This window comes from Pedobacter sp., assembly GCF_965279535.1.
GTDB lineage: Bacteria > Bacteroidota > Bacteroidia > Sphingobacteriales > Sphingobacteriaceae > Pedobacter.
This window is the reverse complement of the sequence record NZ_OZ257244.1, coordinates 2,397,145-2,415,551: the sequence shown is the minus strand read 5'-3', so window position 1 is coordinate 2,415,551 and position 18,407 is coordinate 2,397,145. Positions and strand designations below refer to the sequence as shown.

8 protein-coding genes are annotated in these 18,407 nt (G+C 39.6%); 7 read left to right on the top strand and 1 reads right to left on the bottom strand.

Translation table 11 applies throughout. The annotated features are described in order from the left end of the window. The first annotated feature begins 23 nt into the window (after window positions 1-23). The 4 genes from ACQY77_RS09560 to ACQY77_RS09545 are packed head-to-tail and all read left to right on the top strand — an operon-like array spanning window position 24 to window position 2,299. A complete protein-coding gene (locus ACQY77_RS09560) occupies window positions 24-296 on the top strand; it encodes a hypothetical protein (protein WP_421942367.1) in 273 nt (90 codons plus the stop codon). Window positions 297-302: 6 nt separating this feature from the next. Beyond that, the gene (locus ACQY77_RS09555) at window positions 303-698 is read left to right on the top strand and encodes a DUF983 domain-containing protein (protein WP_421942368.1); all 396 of its coding nucleotides are present in this window, start codon (window positions 303-305) and stop codon (window positions 696-698) included. 54 nt (window positions 699-752) lie between these two features. Continuing rightward, the gene (locus ACQY77_RS09550) at window positions 753-1,415 is read left to right on the top strand and encodes a DUF2461 domain-containing protein (RefSeq protein WP_421942369.1); all 663 of its coding nucleotides are present in this window, start codon (window positions 753-755) and stop codon (window positions 1,413-1,415) included. Window positions 1,416-1,459: 44 nt separating this feature from the next. Beyond that, window positions 1,460-2,299 carry an OmpA family protein gene (locus ACQY77_RS09545; protein ID WP_421942370.1) on the top strand — a complete coding sequence of 280 codons (840 nt, stop codon included), beginning with the start codon at window positions 1,460-1,462 and terminating at the stop codon, window positions 2,297-2,299. 40 nt (window positions 2,300-2,339) lie between these two features. Here the strand turns inward: ACQY77_RS09545 and ACQY77_RS09540 are convergent, their stop codons facing one another. Continuing rightward, the gene (locus ACQY77_RS09540) at window positions 2,340-4,922 is read right to left on the bottom strand and encodes a hypothetical protein (RefSeq protein WP_421942371.1); all 2,583 of its coding nucleotides are present in this window, start codon (window positions 4,920-4,922) and stop codon (window positions 2,340-2,342) included. 239 nt (window positions 4,923-5,161) lie between these two features. Here ACQY77_RS09540 and ACQY77_RS09535 point away from each other — a divergent pair, with 239 nt between their 5' ends. Genes ACQY77_RS09535 through ACQY77_RS09525 form a run of 3 tightly spaced genes read left to right on the top strand, consistent with a single transcriptional unit; the run spans window position 5,162 to window position 18,393 of the window. Next, on the top strand, window positions 5,162-15,337 hold the full coding sequence (locus ACQY77_RS09535) for a putative Ig domain-containing protein (protein WP_421942372.1): 10,176 nt from the start codon (window positions 5,162-5,164) through the stop codon (window positions 15,335-15,337). A gap of 41 nt (window positions 15,338-15,378) precedes the next feature. Further along, a complete protein-coding gene (locus tag ACQY77_RS09530) occupies window positions 15,379-16,380 on the top strand; it encodes a PorP/SprF family type IX secretion system membrane protein (RefSeq protein WP_421938212.1) in 1,002 nt (333 codons plus the stop codon). A gap of 12 nt (window positions 16,381-16,392) precedes the next feature. Then, window positions 16,393-18,393: an OmpA family protein gene (locus ACQY77_RS09525; RefSeq protein ID WP_421938213.1), complete on the top strand. Its 2,001-nt coding sequence runs from the start codon at window positions 16,393-16,395 to the stop codon at window positions 18,391-18,393. Window positions 18,394-18,407 lie beyond the last annotated feature (14 nt).

Sequence of the window (18,407 nt, the reverse complement as noted above, 5' to 3'; positions counted from 1 at the left end):
GTTAATTCAGTATATTTGTAACGATGATGAAGAAAGCAGTTTTTATCTTGTTTGTGGCATTGTTTTGCTTCGCTGTGGTTCCTGAGGTTTCTGCGCAATGTTCAATGTGTACCATTAATGCCGAACAAGGTGTTAAGAATGGAAATACCACAACTGCGGGCTTAAATACAGGGGTTTTGTATCTGTTGGCTATACCTTATTTGCTGGCTACAGTAGTGGGTATTATCTGGTATAAAAAATACCGCAAGAAAAATGTAGCCATAAATATCAAAAGAGAGCCTATTAACCTCAATTAATCGGGCATGGAAGGAAAAACGTCAAAGTTTTATGCCATTGTACACGCCAAATGCCCGCACTGCCGCAGAGGTGATATCTTTACCGGGAGCATGTACGGTTTTAACATTCAACACACAAAAGAAATATGTTCACACTGTGGACAAAGAATAGAGATAGAGCCAGGCTATTTTTATGCTGCGATGTACGTAAGCTATGCCATGAATGTAATTGAAATGCTCGTAGCCAGCTACATCACTTACCTCTTTTGTGGCCCCTTAACAGATGAAACTTTCTGGAATTACCTTGTTGTTATTTTTACGGGATGTTTTGTATTGTATCCATTTAATTATCGATATTCAAGGATAATATTGCTACATGTTTTATCGCCTAATATTAAGTATAAACCATATTATGATCAGTAGCAGAGGCGTAAACAGGTGAGCTGCTAAGCTGTTTGGCCAATGAACAATTAAATTATGTTAAGAAAAGAAACACTCCATTTTATAAAAGAAGTTGCCGAAAATAACAACCGTGAATGGTTTGCCCTGCACAAACAGGAATATGAGGAAGCCAAAGCTGACGTTTTAAAATTGGTGACGCAGATAATTCCGGAACTGGCCAGGATTGATCCTTTGATTCCTTCGGATCTGGACCCCAAAAAATGCTTGCTTAGAATTTACAGGGATGTACGGTTCAGCAAAAATAAAGACCCTTATAAAACTAATTTCGGTATCTGGTTCTCGGCTAAAAGTAAAGGGGGGAATGAACCGGGTTATTATTTTCATATTCAACCTGGGAACAGTTTTGTAGCAGGTGGATATTGGATGCCTGAGGCCGAACATGTTAAACTTATCCGACAGGAGATTGATTACAATGTGGCTGATTTTAAGGAGATTGTTGAAGATAAAACTTTTAAAGAGCGTTTTACCCTGGGAACAGCAAATGCACTGAAAAATGCACCAAAGGGTTATGATCCCAACGATCCCAACATAGAATATTTAAAACTGAAAAGCTTTGAGGCGACAATGAAACTGGATGATGCAGCGTTTCATAAACCATCCATCGTTAATAAGTTGATAAGTTCTTTTCAAACAGTACAGCCATTAGTTGCATTTTTACGCAACGCTATTGACGTGTAGTGCATATAAACTGCACGTATATATTGATTAACCTAAACCTTAAAATGAAAAAAATCTTTTTTGCTTTTGCACTCTCTTTATTCATTACTGCCTTTTCATCATGTGTGGTGCTGTCACCCAAAAAATATAAAGCCCTTTTAGGAAGTAAAGATTCTCTCTATACAGCCTTTAATGAAGGACTAATTAAAATTGAAAATCTGGAAAAAGAGGTAGCCAAACTTAAAAAAGATACTACGCTTATGGCGGAAGAGCTTCGTAACCTTCAAAAGGATTACAATGAAGTTGACGCGAATTACAAAAAGCTTAAAAGTAACAGTACTTCTGAAATTTCTAAATTATCAGGTGATTTAGCATCACGCGAAAAACGATTAAAAGAGGTGGAGGAAGTTTTGCGTAAACGCGATGAAGCCACCAATTCGCTTAAAGAAAAATTACAGCAGGCATTATTAGGCTTCACTAAAAGCGGCTTAACAGTAGAAATTAAGAACGGTAAAGTATATGTTTCTTTAACTGATAAACTCTTATTCCCATCAGGAAGTATCATCATTGACGATAAGGGAAAGCAGGCCTTAACCCAACTGGCCAATGTTTTGAAACAGCAACCTGAAATTAATATCGCTGTAGAAGGGCATACCGATAATCAAAAAATTAACAATTTAGGACAGATTAAAGATAACTGGGACCTTAGCGTATTGAGGGCAACATCTGTTGTTCGTTATTTAACCGAAAACGAAAAGGTTGAAAGCGTAAGGATGACAGCCACCGGAAAAGGAGAGTATCAGCCACTTGGATCAAATGCTTCAGCAGATGGAAGAAGTAAAAACAGACGGATTGAGATTGTACTTTCTCCAAAGTTGGATGAACTTTATAACCTTATTAAATAAATATATTAAAAAGTCCTGCTGATTATATCAACAGGACTTTTTATCTTTTAAATGATTTCAATACTTTAAAGGTATTTTCAAATTCTCCACCATTCAGATTAGAATATTCTGGCATCGAAATCTTATGCTGATTTAAGAAGTTTAACAGATCTTTAATTATCGTTGAAACCTGCTCAGAAGAATCGGTGTGTTTTAGCGTATCTATTTTAATTAACATTAGAGAAATCTCAAACATTTTAAAATCATGCTTACTGGTAATCGCTATTCCTTGTTCTGCGTTGAGAATGGCCTGGTCATAATGCTGCGTAGCATTATAGAAATTGGCCTTGAAAACACTAAATCCTGCCAATATAAAATTGGTGTAGTAAATGTATTCCCTATCAATAATTTTTTCCAAAAACTGCATTATTCTTTGAGCCTTTTTAAAGTAATTCAACTTGAGATAGGTTTGACCTAAATGGATCAGTAGAAAAGGAGAGAATACTGAATAGCGGATAAAAAAGATATTAGGATATTTATTTAATATGGCCATGATAAAACGATGGCACTCTGCATAATTTTTCTGTGCAAAAAGGGTAATCAATACCAGTCGGTAACAGAGCAGCTCCTCTGTAGTAAACTCTTCGTTTTTAAGCGAAGGGCTGCGATCTATCTGGTGACAAAGCTTTACGATTTTATCGTCTAATGAACGTCCCTCATTTGGCTTGTTTATGAGGTTGTTATAAAAAAAGAGCAATAAATCATACGGATTGATCGGAAAGAGCTCATTTAGGCGTTTGTAATTTCTTTTGAGCAGATGCATGGTGCTGGTTAGGCCAACCTTATCCACATCAATAAGTGCGATATTGCATTCAATAATGTGCAGCATTGCCTGGATATCCTCATTCAGTACATTATCCGAAACATATTTAATGGTTTCTTTATAAAGCTTGCTCATGGTTCTGCCCATGGCCATAATGTCTATAAAGTCTTTTCCGATATTTTGCCGGTTAAACTTAGCACTGGGTTTGCTTAATTCATATCTGGAAACGTAACAGATAAAATCGAAAGCGTTATTTTTTTCCTGATTGGAAAAAGGGAGTTTGAAAATATTTTTCAGCTCTGCTATTTCATTTCTATTGATGCAGAATCGGATCGCCCAATTCAGAATATGATCCCTGAGGTGAGCTTTTTGCTGCGGATAGCTGGATAGTATATGGGCAAAAAATTCTCTTGAAGGCTTATAGTCGAACTTTTCAGTGAGCTGTATAAAAATAAAATACGTGTAGATGTCGTTATTTAAGAAACGAACAACCTCTGTAGGTATTGAGGTTGTGAGTCTTTTTTCTTCGATGATAATTCCGCTATAGATTAATTCCTCATAAGCATCTGGATAGCAATTAATATAGCTTAGTATTTTTTCTTTGGCTACCCTTAAACTCTTAGCACCTTCGGTAATACTTTCACTTATCTTTTTAAGCAGAAAAATCTTTTCTGTACTTTTCTTAGCCAGAAATACCCTTTTTTCAAGGAAATAATTGATGAGTTCGTACCGAAGAAGCGGATTGATTAATTCGAGGAAATTATTTTCGTATTTGAGTTTATAGTAAACCTGTAGCCAAAAAGGGGTTTTAAATTGATCGAGAAGATCTGGATTGATATCTGCCTGGCCGATGGTTTTGCCCTCTATCAGGCTAAGCGTAGACAAAACTTCCTCTTTATTGAGGAGTGGCACGTTGCTTAATAAATCAGAATCGTAAAATACGCTGGTATACCAGGCCTTGGTTAAAAAGGCTGAGCTCGAAATAACAGGTTGTAAATTGATCCAACTATTGGTTCTTAATCCTAAAACGATTTTAACAAAGCTGTTTTCTTCTATACTATACAATAAATCAGTAAATGTTTTGAAATAATCAGGCTTGCTTAAATATTCATCAATTCCATCTATTATAATGATAAACCTACCTTCGCGCTTATCGGGTTGTTTCTTAAAATAGCTGATCAATTCGCTTAAACTTCCGAATTTAAACTCTTTTGCAAACCAATCTTTTAAGGTAAGGCCATTCTGGATAATGGTATTGATACTGGTTGAATTGATCAATAAAACAATATCATTTTTATAGGGGGCGAATTCAGAATAAAAAAAATGCTCCACCATATGGGCCAGTAAAATAGATTTGCCGTGACCATGCTGGGCGCTTATAGTGGTAAACTGATAGTTGTTTTTTAAGAAATAGTCGAAATCAGGATAAAAGAAACTTCTGTTGGCAGTAGAATTAAATGGAATCCCGGAATTGTTCTTTTTAGCAATCAATGAAATATCAGTGATGGCATGGGTTTTCATTCTTAAATCCTGCCAGATGCTTTGAGCAGAAGAGGTATGGTTTTCTCTGTCTTTGCAAAAGGAGTCCCAATCTGTATAGCCTATATATTGAGATAAACTGTTAAGTGTAAATAATGAAAATTTATGCAATGTATTGGCAAATCCAAAAAAGCGCTTTACGGTAGTTTCACTAACGTAGTTTTTGGTTTCTTGGAATACATACTCAGAAATGATCTTACAATGACCTGGATCTATATTTCTTAAGCCGGACTTGATAAGTACGAACTTCCTGAGTTCGATAAGGAGTTCATTAGCGTTCATTAAACATATAGATGGATGACTCTGCTAATGTCATGAAAATTTCACAATGTTTGAAATGAATTCTTTAAGAATCACAGGTATGAATAAAATGAATGAAATGGATTGCATAAAGAATGAATAGCAATGGATAGGGTAGAACAAGGGTGTAGGCGTAGATTTGTTGCTGTTGTTAGTGTTATATCCCAAATCAAACAAATACACGATGCAACATTGGTCGTCACACCTTATTAACGCCTAATATGATGAAACATTCTACCTTTCGTTCCTTAAAAGGGATCTTCTGCAATACCTTTATTGCACTCATCATTTTATTAACGCTCTTTCAGGTTAAATCGTATGCACAAACAAAAGTTTTTGCAAATGATGTTACGGAGAATTCAACAGGAGTTGGAGGATCTCATGTAGATAACATTGGAGCAGCGATAACCACAAATGATGCTACCTTCGCAACCTTAAAATCTTACGGAGGGGCAGCGCTGGGTTTAGGCGCTTATTCTGGAGGAATCATTTTAAAGTTCCCGGCGAATATTCCGGCAAACAAAACAACTTATGTGCGGATAGATTTTGACCCGGCGGCACTCAACGGGCTTTTAGGAGGTACGTTGGGTGGAACATTATCAAGTGTGGTAGGATCGTTAGTAATCGGAAACCATCGCTTTGAAGTAGATGTCAGAAATTCATCGGGCACATCAATACTTACCGGTAGTAGTTTTGCGGGCTTTGATAATAACTCGAGGATTAAACTGGTAAAGGATAAAAATGGTTATACCTTATTGGCTTTAACCCCGGCTCAAGCCTATGATCGGATTTATATCACCGACAGGACTACCGCATTATTATTATCTACCATCAATCAAACCAAAGTTTATTATGCCTATCACCTTGACGGGGATGATTTATGCGATAATAATGTTTATGCCAATTACGACGAACAGGGGATATCGCTTGATGCATTAAACCTTTCTGGTGGCGAGAACTTCGATTTCGAAAAAATTATTGATAACGATAAAACCAATTTTTACAATTTAAGCACGGGTGTTCTGGGGGTTGCGGCTTCTAAAAGCTTAAATGTTTATTTTCCTAATTTATCTAATACGACAGATAATATTAACCTTCGTTTTAGAACATCGGCCGCTTTATTAAACTTAGGTTTACTGAATAATCTCACTGTTACCGCTTATAATGGCAATACCCCGGTATATACATCAAATGTATCCAGCTTGCTGGGGGCAGATTTGCTCGGTTTGCTCAACAATGGTCAAATTGCTACCCTGCCTTTTGCACCTGGTGTTGCGTTTGATCGGGTAACAATTACTTTGAACAACTTGGTAAGTGCAAACCTCACACAATATGTAGAGGTTTATGGTATTACAAGGAGTCCGGCCTTTCCTACGTTTGTAGCTCCGGCAACCAATACTGTAAATACTTGCTATAATACTACAGCAAACTTAACTGCTACTACTGCAGCGGCAAATGAATTGGTTTGGTATGATGTAGCTGATGGCGGAACAGCAATACAAGCTGTAGCTTACAATGCCGCTTTCACTACTCCGGCATTAACTGCCAACAAAACTTATTATGTAGCTTCCAGAAAAGCAGGATGTACTTCAGAATCTGTAAGGGTTCCGGTGAGTGTAGTCGTAAATCCACAGATAGTTTTCAATGGTGCTACATTAACCAATGCAACTGCTGGTTCTGCTTATACCAAACAAATTGATGCTGCTACAGGGGGTACGCCTGGCTTTACTTATGCATTAGCACCGGGAAGTACTTTGCCGGCTGGATTAACATTGTCATCAACTGGCTTAATTACAGGTACACCAACGCTTGCAAACAGCAATACCTTTTCTGTGGTTGCTACAGATACTAAAAACTGTACCGCAACAGCAACCTATAATTTAACAGTAACTGATGCATTGGTGCTAACTCCGGGTGCACTACCTAATGGTGTTACCAATACACCGTATCCAACCCAGGTAATTCCTCCAGCAACAGGGGGTACGGGACCTTATACTTACACGGCAACCAATCTGCCTCCAGGTTTAACATTTAATCCGGCAACAAGAGAGATTACAGGCACGCCCACTCAAGCAGGAACTTATACTATTCCGGTAACCGTTACAGATGCTAATGGTAATACGGTAACTTCAAATTACACGGTAAAAATAACCGATCCTTTAGTGCTTCCAGCCGCAACACTTGCAAATGGAACAACTGGTACGGTATATCCTACACAGATTATTCCTATTGCTACAGGTGGTTCTGCACCTTATACTTATGCCGCAACTGGTTTGCCTCCTGGATTAACTTTTAATTCAACAACAAGAGAAATTACCGGAACACCTACTCAGGCAGGTACCTTTCCTGTTGCCGTAACTGTTACGGATAGTGATGGAAAATCTATTACGACAAATTACTCCATTACGGTTGTAGATCCTTTGGTATTACCAGCAGCTACTTTAGCGGATGGAACTGAGGGCGCGGTTTATCCAACTCAAACCATTCCGTCTGCTACAGGTGGTGTTGGGCCATATACTTATACTGCAAGCAATTTGCCTCCGGGATTAACTTTCAATCCGGCAACAAGAGAAATTACCGGTACGCCTACTCAAGCCGGAAATTATGTTGTAACGGTAAATGTTACCGATAGCGAAGGTAAAACTGCAACAAACACATATCCTCTTAAAGTTATTGGTGTATTATCATTACCATCTGCAACATTGGCTAATGGAATTGTTGGAACCTCATACCCAACACAAACCTTACCTGCTGTAACCGGTGGAACAGCACCATATACTTATTTGGCTACAGGATTGCCTCCAGGCTTAAACTTTAACACGACTACAAGAGAAATAACAGGTACCCCAACTTTGGGTGGTACTTATACTGTTTCATTAACGGCTACCGATGCTAATGGAAATAAAGTAAATACCGATTATAGCATTACTGTAACTGTAAATGCACCAGTGGTAGCTGCTGCAACTGTTTGTTCTGGAAGTTCAGCTACACTTAGTGTTAGTAATTTACAAGCGGGTGTAACTTATAACTGGTATGCTTCTACAGGAAGTACACCTTTAGCTACTAATAATACAGGAGTGTTTGTTACTCCGGCAGTAACAGCTCAAACTGTATTTTATGTAGAAGCAGTTTCAGGAACTGCAGTAAGTAGCCGTACAGCTGTAACTGTTTCGGTAAATCCTCCGGCTACACTAGCTACGGTAACTACAAACAATCAGGTCATTAACGCAGGTCAAACTACAACGCTAATTGCTACTGCAGATGCAGGCAATACCATTGCCTGGTTTGATGCAGCTACCAATGGAAATCAGGTAGGTACAGGTAGTTCATTCACAACGCCTGTTTTAACTAATACAACTACATATTATGTTCAAACTACCAACAGTAATGGTTGTGTTAGTGCTAGTCGTGTTCCGGTTACTGTAACTGTAATTAACGGTGGTGGCGGAACGGCTTGTAATGCTGCAAATGCACAAAATACAGCCATTACAGGCGTGTGTTTATTATGCAGCATTAATGGTGCTGGTAATTCAACAGATGCCGATATAACCAATTATACCCGAATTACATTAGGAGTGGGTGTGGGCGCAACAGGGTATCAGCAATTGATTTTCCCTTCTATAGGCGCAGCAACAGATAGCATCCGTTTAGATTTAGCCTTACCAACCGGACTTCTTGATTTAAATGCTTTAAGCAATTATACAATCAATGTGATGAATGGAACTACTGTTGTGAAAACGGTGCAGTTAAACTCATCATTATTAAACCTTCAATTATTAACTGGAAATCGTTTTGCAGCCACAGTTCTTGCTGGTGGTGCATACGATAGGGTAGAGATTCGCTTTGGTGCATTAGTATCTGCCATAACCAGTTTAGATATTTATGGTGCCACTGTAATTTATCCGAATCCAACTTTAACTGCTGGTAACCAAACCATCTGCTCGGGTAGCACAGCAACATTAACTGCAACGGCCAATGGTGGTACAACTTTAGCCTGGTATAGTGCAGCAGTAGGCGGTACACTTTTAGCAAACGGCGAAACTTATACTACACCAGCATTAAATGCAACTACAACCTATTATATAGAAGTTAGCAAAGGAACCTGTGCAAACACAACACGCGTTCCGGTAACGGTAACGGTTACTCCGGTATTGCCTGTACCTGTTGTTGCGCCTACAACGGCAAGCTGTGCTGGTTCAACAGCAACTTTATCAGTTTCAAATCCAGATGCTGCCGTAACTTATAAATGGTACGATGCAGCTACAGGTGGTAATTTATTGTTTACCGGTAGTACTTTCGTAACGCCTGCATTAACAGCAAATGTATCTTACTTTGTTGAAGCTTCGCAAGGAAACTGTACAAGTGCAACTCGTGCGGAAGCAGCAATTACTGTAAACCCACGTCCGGTATTACCTGTAGTAACAACGAGTTCAACAACTGTAACCGCAGGGCAGACAGCAATTTTAACCGCCACCTCAACAGAATCTAATATTACGTTTAACTGGTATACTTCAGCTATAGCAACAAGCCCTGTTTACACCGGTGCAACCTACGTAACTCCACCTTTAACTGCAACAACTACCTATTACGTAGAAGCAGTGAATGCAAACGGTTGTGCTTCTGCCAGTAGAGTTCAGGTAACCATAAACGTTGATGGAAATGGATCACCTAACCCAGTTCCATGTGAAGCCGCATTAACTGAAACAAATGGTGTTAATGGCGTAGCTTTATTATCGGGTGTATTTAATTCTGGCTTAGCCATAGATAATGATACGCAAACCGCTTCATCATTGGTTATGCCAGTGGGTGCATTAGGTGCCTCTGTTTATCAAAGACTCAACTTCGGTTCTGTATCAAGATTAGGAGATACCGTTAAAGTATTAGTTTCATCTCCTGGAAAATTACTTTCGTTGAGCCTTTTAGGAAATGCTGAACTCAGCACACTTAACGCCGGTACCAGCAACAATGATGCAAGAGCATTAAGCAACACAACTTTATTAAACCTTCAATTGTTAAGCGGCGATACGCAAGCCTTGATCACATTTGTACCTACCGCAACATTTGATGCAGTAGAGTTAAAATTAAATTCAGGCTTATTAGGCGCTTTAACCTCTATAAACTTCAATTACGCACAACGTATATTGGTAGCACCTACTGTAGTTGCTGCCAATGTTACAGCATGTGTTGGTCAAACTACGCAGTTAGAAGTGAGTAACCCAACAGCTGGATTTACTTACAGATGGTATGATGCAACAGGAACTTATTTAGCAGGAAAAGATGGTGTTACTTTTACAACACCTGCTTTAACAGCTGATACTAAATTTTATGTTGCAGCTGTTTCGCCTTCCGGATGCATTAGCTATAAAACAGTAGTTAATATTACGACTAACCCGGCACCGGTAACACCTGTATTGTTGGCTCCGAATGTAAATACCTGTGCAAATACAGCGGTTACCTTCCAGGTTAAAGATCCTATAGCAGGAACAACTTATAACTGGTATGATAGTGCTACTTCTACAACAATTTTATTTACAGGTGCTACTTTTAATACGCCAACAGTTACAGCCAGTACAAGTTATTTTGTAGAGGCGGTAAATAGCTGCGGAAGTTCATCAACAAGAACAGAGGGTAAAATCAATATCGGTTCTATTGATATTCCTGTGGTAACGCCTCCGGCTACCACCATTAGCCAGGGTGCTGTAGCAGTTTTAACAGCTACTTCAAGCACAGCTGGTGCAACAATCAACTGGTATGATAGTGAAACTGCAACTATTCCGATTTTTGTAGGTCCAACTTTCACAACACCACAATTAAGTGCTACTACAACTTATTATGTAGAAGCAACAGTTCCAGGTGGTTGTCCGGCTACTGCGAAAGCTTCTGTTGTGGTAACCGTTATTCCTAACGGCAGTCCAGAAACTACCCCATGTGGAGCAGCTACAACTACAATAGCAAGCGGCGTTGATGGAGTAGCGTTATTAGGAGGTGTATTTAATCCAACCTTTGCTGTAGATAATGATGTTAACACAGGATCAAGTCTGGTTATTCCAGTTGGTTTGTTAGGTGCTTCAGCTTATCACCATGTAGGTTTCACCGGATTGTCAAATGTGGGCGATACCTTAAGGGTAAAAATTACTACTCCTGGTAAATTATTGTCATTGGCACTTTTACAAAACTTAACTGTGAGAACTTATCAGGGAACAACCCCAAATAATGATCTTACTTCAATTTCTAATCCGTTCATTAACCTTACTTTATTAAGCGGTGATGCATCGGCCATCTTAACTTTTGTACCAACTAGTAAATTTGATGGTGTAGAATTAAGGTTAAACTCAGGTTTATTGGGTGCATTAACTTCGGTTAACTTAGATTATGCGCAACGTACAATACCTGTTCCTACAGTAACCTCAGCTACTGCAAGTGCTTGCCAGGGATCTGCTGCAACTTTAAGTGTTCAAAACCCACAAGCAACAGGAGTTATCTATAAATGGTATCAGGGAACAACCTATCTGGGTGCGGCTAAAGATGGGCCAACTTATACAACCGATCCAACCTTAGCAGCTGGTACCTACGACTTCTTTGTTACAGCAACTGCAAACGGTTGCGAAACTAAAGGAACTAAGGTAACCGTAACCATTTTACCTCCGCCTTCAGCGCCGGTTGCTGCAACAGGAAATCCAGCTACAACCTGTATCAACACACCTGCAACTTTAAGTGTTCAGGCTGTTGCCGGAGTAACATTTAACTGGTATGATGCCGCTACTAACGGCAATATGCTGGTAAGCAATAATAGTAACTACATCACCTCTGCTTCATTGGCACCTGGAACATACGATTTCTATGTGGAAGCAGTAAATGGAAACAGCTGCTCAAATCCAACACGTACAAAAATTTCAATCACTGTAAATCCATCATCAACAGCAGCTGATGTGACAGTTACAGGTAATACAGCTATTTGTGCTGCCGGAACAACAGTATTAACCGCAAGCAGTACAACAGTAACCAACCCTGTTTTTAAATGGTATAGCGACGCAGCTTTAACCATCCCTGTTTACACCGGAGCAGTATTTACAACACCGGCTGTAACTGCCGCAACAACTAAATATTATGTTACCGTAAGCGGAACCAATAAATGTGCAAATCAGGTTGGTGCTGCGGCAGAAGTAACCATTATTTTAAATCCGGTTTCTACCGCCAGTGACATTAGTTTGGCAGGTACGAGTACCATTTGTAATGGTTCTACTGTTAAATTAACAGCAAGTACTACAACAGTAACCAATCCGGTATTCACCTGGTACAGTGATGCAGCATTAACTACCGCTGTTTTCACAGGATCAGAATTTACGACTCCTGCTTTAACAGGCAATACAACCTATTATGTAACTGTTAAAGGTGACAATAAATGTGAGAATACCGCCGCTACAGCGAAATCTGTAACCATTACCGTTAACCCATTTGCAACAGATTCGGATATTGCATTAAGCGGATTAACTTCAATCTGCGAAAATTCGGGAACTGTTTTGTCAGCCACTACCGCTACAGTAACCAACCCAGTATTTACCTGGTATACTGATGCAGCTTTAACGACTGTAGCACATGTTGGACCAACATTTACTACGCCAACACTTACCGCAACTACTACTTACTACGTAACTGTTAGAGGTGATAATAAATGTGAAAATACTTCAGCCTCTGCTAAGGTAATAACCGTAACCGTTAAGGATTACGCAACATCAGCAGACGTAACAGTGAGCAATGCCCAAATTTGTGCCGGAAGTAGTGCGGTATTAATGGCTTCAAGCTTAACTGTAACACAACCAGTATTTACCTGGTATAGTGATGCATCGTTAACCAGTGTAGCTTTCGTTGGCCCAACCTTCACGGTAACTGGTTTAACCGCCAATACAACTTATTATGTAACCGTAAAAGGAGCCAATAAGTGCGAAAATGCTGCTGCTGATGCAAAAGTGGTAACAGTAACTGTTAACCCACTTGCTACTACAACTGATATTATCTTAAACGGAGATAATACAGCCTGTGCAGGTTCATCTGTTGTATTAACGGCAACTTCGCCAACAGTAACTAATCCGGTATTCACCTGGTACAGTGATGCCGCCTTAACAAACGTAAGTTTTATTGGTGCCAACTTTACCACACCAACTTTAACCACTACCACCACTTATTATGTAACGGTTAAAGGCGATAATAAATGTGAAAATGCTGCTGGAACAGCAAGGGCAATTACCATTACAGTGAAGCCGGTATCGACAGCTGCCGACATTACGGCTGCAGATGCAACAATTTGCGCAGGATCTCCAACAATACTAACAGCAACAACTACTACTATTACCAATCCAACGTTTACGTGGTATAGTGATGCAGCTTTAACAACTGTAGTTTATGTAGGCGCGTCCTTCACCACTCCTGCATTAACAGCTACAACTAAATATTATGTAACCGTTAAAGGAGATAACAAATGCGAAAACACAGGTGTCACTGCTAAAGTGGTAACCATAAATGTTAATGATGCTTCTACTGCTGCTGATATTACTTTGTCTACTCCAGCCATTGTTTGTGGGTCTGGTACAGCGGTAATCAATGCAAGTTCAACTACGGTTACCAGTCCGGTATTTACCTGGTATACAGATGCCTCTTTAACTACCGTAGCTTATGTTGGTCCGTCATATACAACACCGAACCTAACCGCTACTACTACTTATTATGTAACTGTTAAAGGCAGCAATAAATGCGAAAATACTGCGGCAAATGCTAAAGCAATAACCATTACCGTGAATCCGGTAGCTATAGCCAGTGATGTATCGGTAACAGGTTCAACAGCTGCTTGTGCTGGCTCGGCTGCAGTATTAACAGCAAGTACTACAACAGTAACCAGCCCTGTATTTACATGGTATAGTGATGCTGCATTAACCAATGTCGTTTACACGGGTGCGGTATTCACAACACCGAACCTAACCGCTACTACTACTTATTATGTAACTGTTAAAGGTAGCAACAGATGTGAGAACACTACAGCAACAGCAAAAGCAGTAACCGTAACGGTAAATACTCTTCCGGTTAATCCGGTTGTGGCCGGTGCAGGTACAAATATCTGTTCAGGAGAAACAACAGTACTTAATCTGAGCAATCCTCAGGCAGGCGTTACTTACGAATGGTACAGCGCAGCAACTGGTGGAAACTTACTTTACACAGGTATCAGTTATACAACAGCTGTTCTAAATGCATCAACAGATTATTATGTTGTTGCGATAGGCGCTGGTGGCTGTAATAACAGCGGTGGAAGAGTAAAAGTAACCGTAACTGTTAATCCAAAACCTACTGTTCCAACAGTAACCTCATCATCGGTTAGTGTTTGTACAGGCAGCGCAGCAAGTTTATCCGTATCAAATCCTCAAACAGGAATTACGTATAACTGGTATACTTCAGCAGCAGGTGGTACAGTGGTGGGAACAGGATCAACTTTCCTTACTCCGGCAGTTAATGCAAATGCAACTTATTATGTAGAAGCCACTTCAGGTTCATGTACTTCAACAGCCAGAACACCGGTAAATGTTATTCCTCTGCCAGTGCCGGTAGCTCCGGCAAGTGCAACGCCTGCAAACGGCACATTATGCGCAGGAAGCTCAACTACAATAACCGTGAACAATCCGGTTGCAGGTCTGATTTACAGGTGGTACGCAGCAAGTTCAAGTGGTGCAGTGCTGGCAGAAGGCATTTCATTTACCACCCCGGCACTTAATTCAACTACAACTTACTATGTAGAAAGTATTGCAGTAGGCGGTTGTGCAAGTCCAACCAGAACACCGGTAACCGTAACGGCATTACCAGTATTAGAAAAACCAGTTGTAACGGTAACCGCAACAACACCTAATAGTGTTACTTTCGGATGGCCGGCAGTTGCAGGAGCAACAGGATATGAGGTTTCAACTGACAATGGTTTAACCTGGATATTACCTACAAATGGTGCCACAGGTACAACCTATTTTGTTACAGGTTTAAAACCAGATCAAAGTGTAACCATCATTGTAAGAGCCAAAGGGCAATTAGATTGTCAAACCAGTGCCAATGCTACACCGGTTACAGGAAAAGCGAGCAATCCATTGGGTAATGAAGTATATATTCCAAATGCATTTACGCCGAATAATGATGGTAAAAATGATGTCTTCCTGATTTACGGAAATACCATCTCAAGTGCCAGAATGTTTGTCTATACACAATGGGGTCAATTAATCTTCCAGTCGGATAACGTTGCAAACGGATGGGATGGAACCTTTAAAGGTGTAAATCAACCTCTGGGCGTGTATGTATACATGGTAGAAGTTCAGTTTAATGATGGAACCAGTACCATGAAAAAAGGCACTATAACCTTAATTAGATAGTGAGAACAGGGTTAAATAAAAAACAGATAAAATTAGATACCATGAAAATATTATCGGCTTTAAAAATATATGTGACAGTACTGGTTTTAGTGCTGTGTACTGCAAAATCCTTTGCACAGACAGATCCTCACTTTTCACAATATTATGCCTATCCGCTTTGGTTAAACCCTGCGTTAACTGGCGTAATTGATGGTGATTACAGGGGTTCGGTAAACTTTAAACAACAGTGGAGCGCACTGAATAACTCTTTCCTAACAGGAGGCGCTTCATTTGACATGGCTCCGAAAAAGAACTTTGCCTTCGGAGCAACCGTGATGAACCAAAGGGCTGGTGATTTAGATTTTAACTACCTTACAGCATTGGTTTCAGGTTCATACCGATTAAGATTCGGCTTCGAAGGATTGCAGATGATTAACTTTGGGTTGCAGGCAGGCATTATTAATCGCAGCTTTGACTTTTCTCAGGCAAGGTTCGGTAACCAATTTAATCCGGTAGCTGGTTACGATGGTGGAATGATGAGTGGAGAAACCCTTTCGTCACAATCATCACTTGTACCTGATGTTAATGCGGGAGTTATGTACTTTGACGGTAATCCGAATCAGAGTGTCAACATATTTGTGGGTGCCAGTGCTGCCCACTTAACCCGTCCTGTTGATCGGTTCACCGGAAGCAATTCACGCATTCCAATCCGCTTTACTGCACATGGAGGTGCAAGAGTAAGGGCTTCAGAACTGCTTGATATCGTTCCCAATGCTTTGGTAATGACCCAGGGTAATACCAATGAAGTGTCACTGGGTGCATATGCACAACTTAATGTTAATCCATCTTCCAACATTCTGTTTGGAGGTAACTACCGCGTTAAGGATGCTGCAATTGCTTTTGTAGGGCTGCAACTTAAAAACATGGTATTTGGCTTAAGTTACGATGTTAATACCTCAACATTTAACAGGGCATCTAACAGTAATGGTGGCTTGGAGCTCTCTATCTCACTTATCGGACGTAACGGTATCATAGGCCCTAATTTCTTTTGTCCACGTTTATAATCAATACTCAATATGAAAAAAATATTACTGTTTTTATTGATGACTTATGCGGGCTTTACGCAGGCACAATATGTGGTAAATTATAAGAAAGTTGCCGATACCTATTTTGAAAATAAGGATTATTATGCCGCATCAACTTTCTATAAGAAAGCATTAAAAATTACTGGAGACAGTACCCAGGCTATTTTGCCATATGGTAAGGAAAGAAAAACCGCCAGTGAAGAGAAAATAATGGAAGATTATGAAGGTGCTGTTTACAATCTGGCCGAATCAAGCAGAATGTATAGAGAATTTTCTGAAGCAGAGAAATACTATGCAGTAGCCACAACCTTTACCAATACCAAATACAGAAAAGCCTTATTTTATTATGCCGAAAGTTTAAGGGCTAATAAAAAGTTCAATCAGGCAATCGATGCTTTTGAGCAGTATATCAAGAAAAATCCAAACGATGCCTTGATAAAGGATGCCAAAAAGGAAATTGCTTCTTGTAAGTTTGCAATTGAGGAAATGCGCTTTCCTCGTATGGTTCAGGTAAAAAAACTTCCGGCACAGGTTAACGGATTAGGATCAAACTATGCACCTGTAAAGTATGGTAACGAATTCTATTTTACTTCATCCAGACCAATATCCATTGCAGGAAAACGCGATATTGTTAAAACGGATGCAGGAGAGGTCCAGGTTTCTACCAAATCAAACCCTTTTCTTAATAATTTGTACACCGCTAAAAATGATCCTGCTGCCACAGAAGTAACTGTAAAAATGCTGGATATCAATATCCCTAAGGGATTGGAAGTTGCAGCAAGCACTTTTAGTCCTAACGGAAACACAGTATATTTCACCGCCTGGAGAGAAAAGGAAAACTATGCGATTTATACAGCAAAGAAAACAGGTGATAAATGGAGTCAACCTACTGAAGCTGGTTTACAGGTAAACAGTAAAGATTTTAATGCAGCACAACCTTTTGTAACGGCAGATGGAAAGTTTTTACTTTTTTCTTCTGATAGAACCGGAGGCTACGGTAAATATGATTTATGGTATTGTGCCATCAGAGAAGATGGTTCTTTGGGGCAGGCAGTAAATTTTGGCCCTACTATCAATACTGAAGACGATGAAAGAGCACCTTACTATAATGTCTCTACCAAAAAACTTTTATTTAGCACCGATGGCAGGATTGGTTTGGGCGGATTAGACTTTTTTGAAGCTGAAGGTGATCTTGTAGATTGGAGCACACCAAAAAACTTAGGTTACCCTTTTAACTCTTCAAAAGATGATGTTTATTTTACTGCATCGGATGAAAAGGGTACCAGGGGTTTTATCAGCAGCGACCGTGAGTCTTCATGCTGTTTAGAAGTATTTGAAGTTAAAAAAGAGTTTCTTTCTATCGCAGGTATATTAACAGATTGTAAAACCAAATTGCCGCTGGCAGAAGCGAAAGTAACCCTTTCCAATGTAGAAGGAGAACAAAAAATAATCACCGGTACAGATGGTAAATATACTTTCAAGGTAGATTCTAAACGTCCGGTTAAGTTACTTTTTGCAAAAGATAACTACTTCTCCATCACTAAGAATTATGCTTATGAAGAGTTGGCAAAGGCCGATACTTTAATCTACAGAGACTACTGTATCAGTCCTTTCAAATTGGGTATTCCAATTGTATTGGATAATGTTTATTATGAGTTTAATAAAGCAGATTTAACTGAACCATCAAAACGTGTTTTAGATGCATTGGTGCCAATTATGGAAGACAATCCAGAAATGGAAATCGAATTGGGCGCACATACCGATAACATCGGAACTGATGAGTATAACTTGGACCTGTCAAACAGAAGGGCACAATCTTGCGTTGATTATCTGGTAAGTAAAGGAATCGCTGCCAGCAGAATGACCTCAAAAGGCTATGGAGAATCTATGCCTGTGGCACCAAATAGCACGGGTAAAGGCAAGAAAATGAAAGATAACCCCGAAGGCAGGGCAAAAAACAGAAGAACAGAATTTAAAGTAACCAAAAAATAATTTTAGTAATCTAA

What these genes read in the sequence shown, in the direction of transcription:
- ACQY77_RS09560 (WP_421942367.1), top strand. Translation starts at nt 24, where the DNA reads ATGATGAAGAAAGCAGTTTTTATCTTGTTTGTGGCATTGTTTTGCTTC.
- ACQY77_RS09555 (WP_421942368.1), top strand. Translation starts at nt 303, where the DNA reads ATGGAAGGAAAAACGTCAAAGTTTTATGCCATTGTACACGCCAAATGC.
- ACQY77_RS09550 (WP_421942369.1), top strand. Translation starts at nt 753, where the DNA reads ATGTTAAGAAAAGAAACACTCCATTTTATAAAAGAAGTTGCCGAAAAT.
- ACQY77_RS09545 (WP_421942370.1), top strand. Translation starts at nt 1,460, where the DNA reads ATGAAAAAAATCTTTTTTGCTTTTGCACTCTCTTTATTCATTACTGCC.
- ACQY77_RS09540 (WP_421942371.1), bottom strand. Translation starts at nt 4,922, where the DNA reads ATGAACGCTAATGAACTCCTTATCGAACTCAGGAAGTTCGTACTTATC.
- ACQY77_RS09535 (WP_421942372.1), top strand. Translation starts at nt 5,162, where the DNA reads ATGATGAAACATTCTACCTTTCGTTCCTTAAAAGGGATCTTCTGCAAT.
- ACQY77_RS09530 (WP_421938212.1), top strand. Translation starts at nt 15,379, where the DNA reads ATGAAAATATTATCGGCTTTAAAAATATATGTGACAGTACTGGTTTTA.
- ACQY77_RS09525 (WP_421938213.1), top strand. Translation starts at nt 16,393, where the DNA reads ATGAAAAAAATATTACTGTTTTTATTGATGACTTATGCGGGCTTTACG.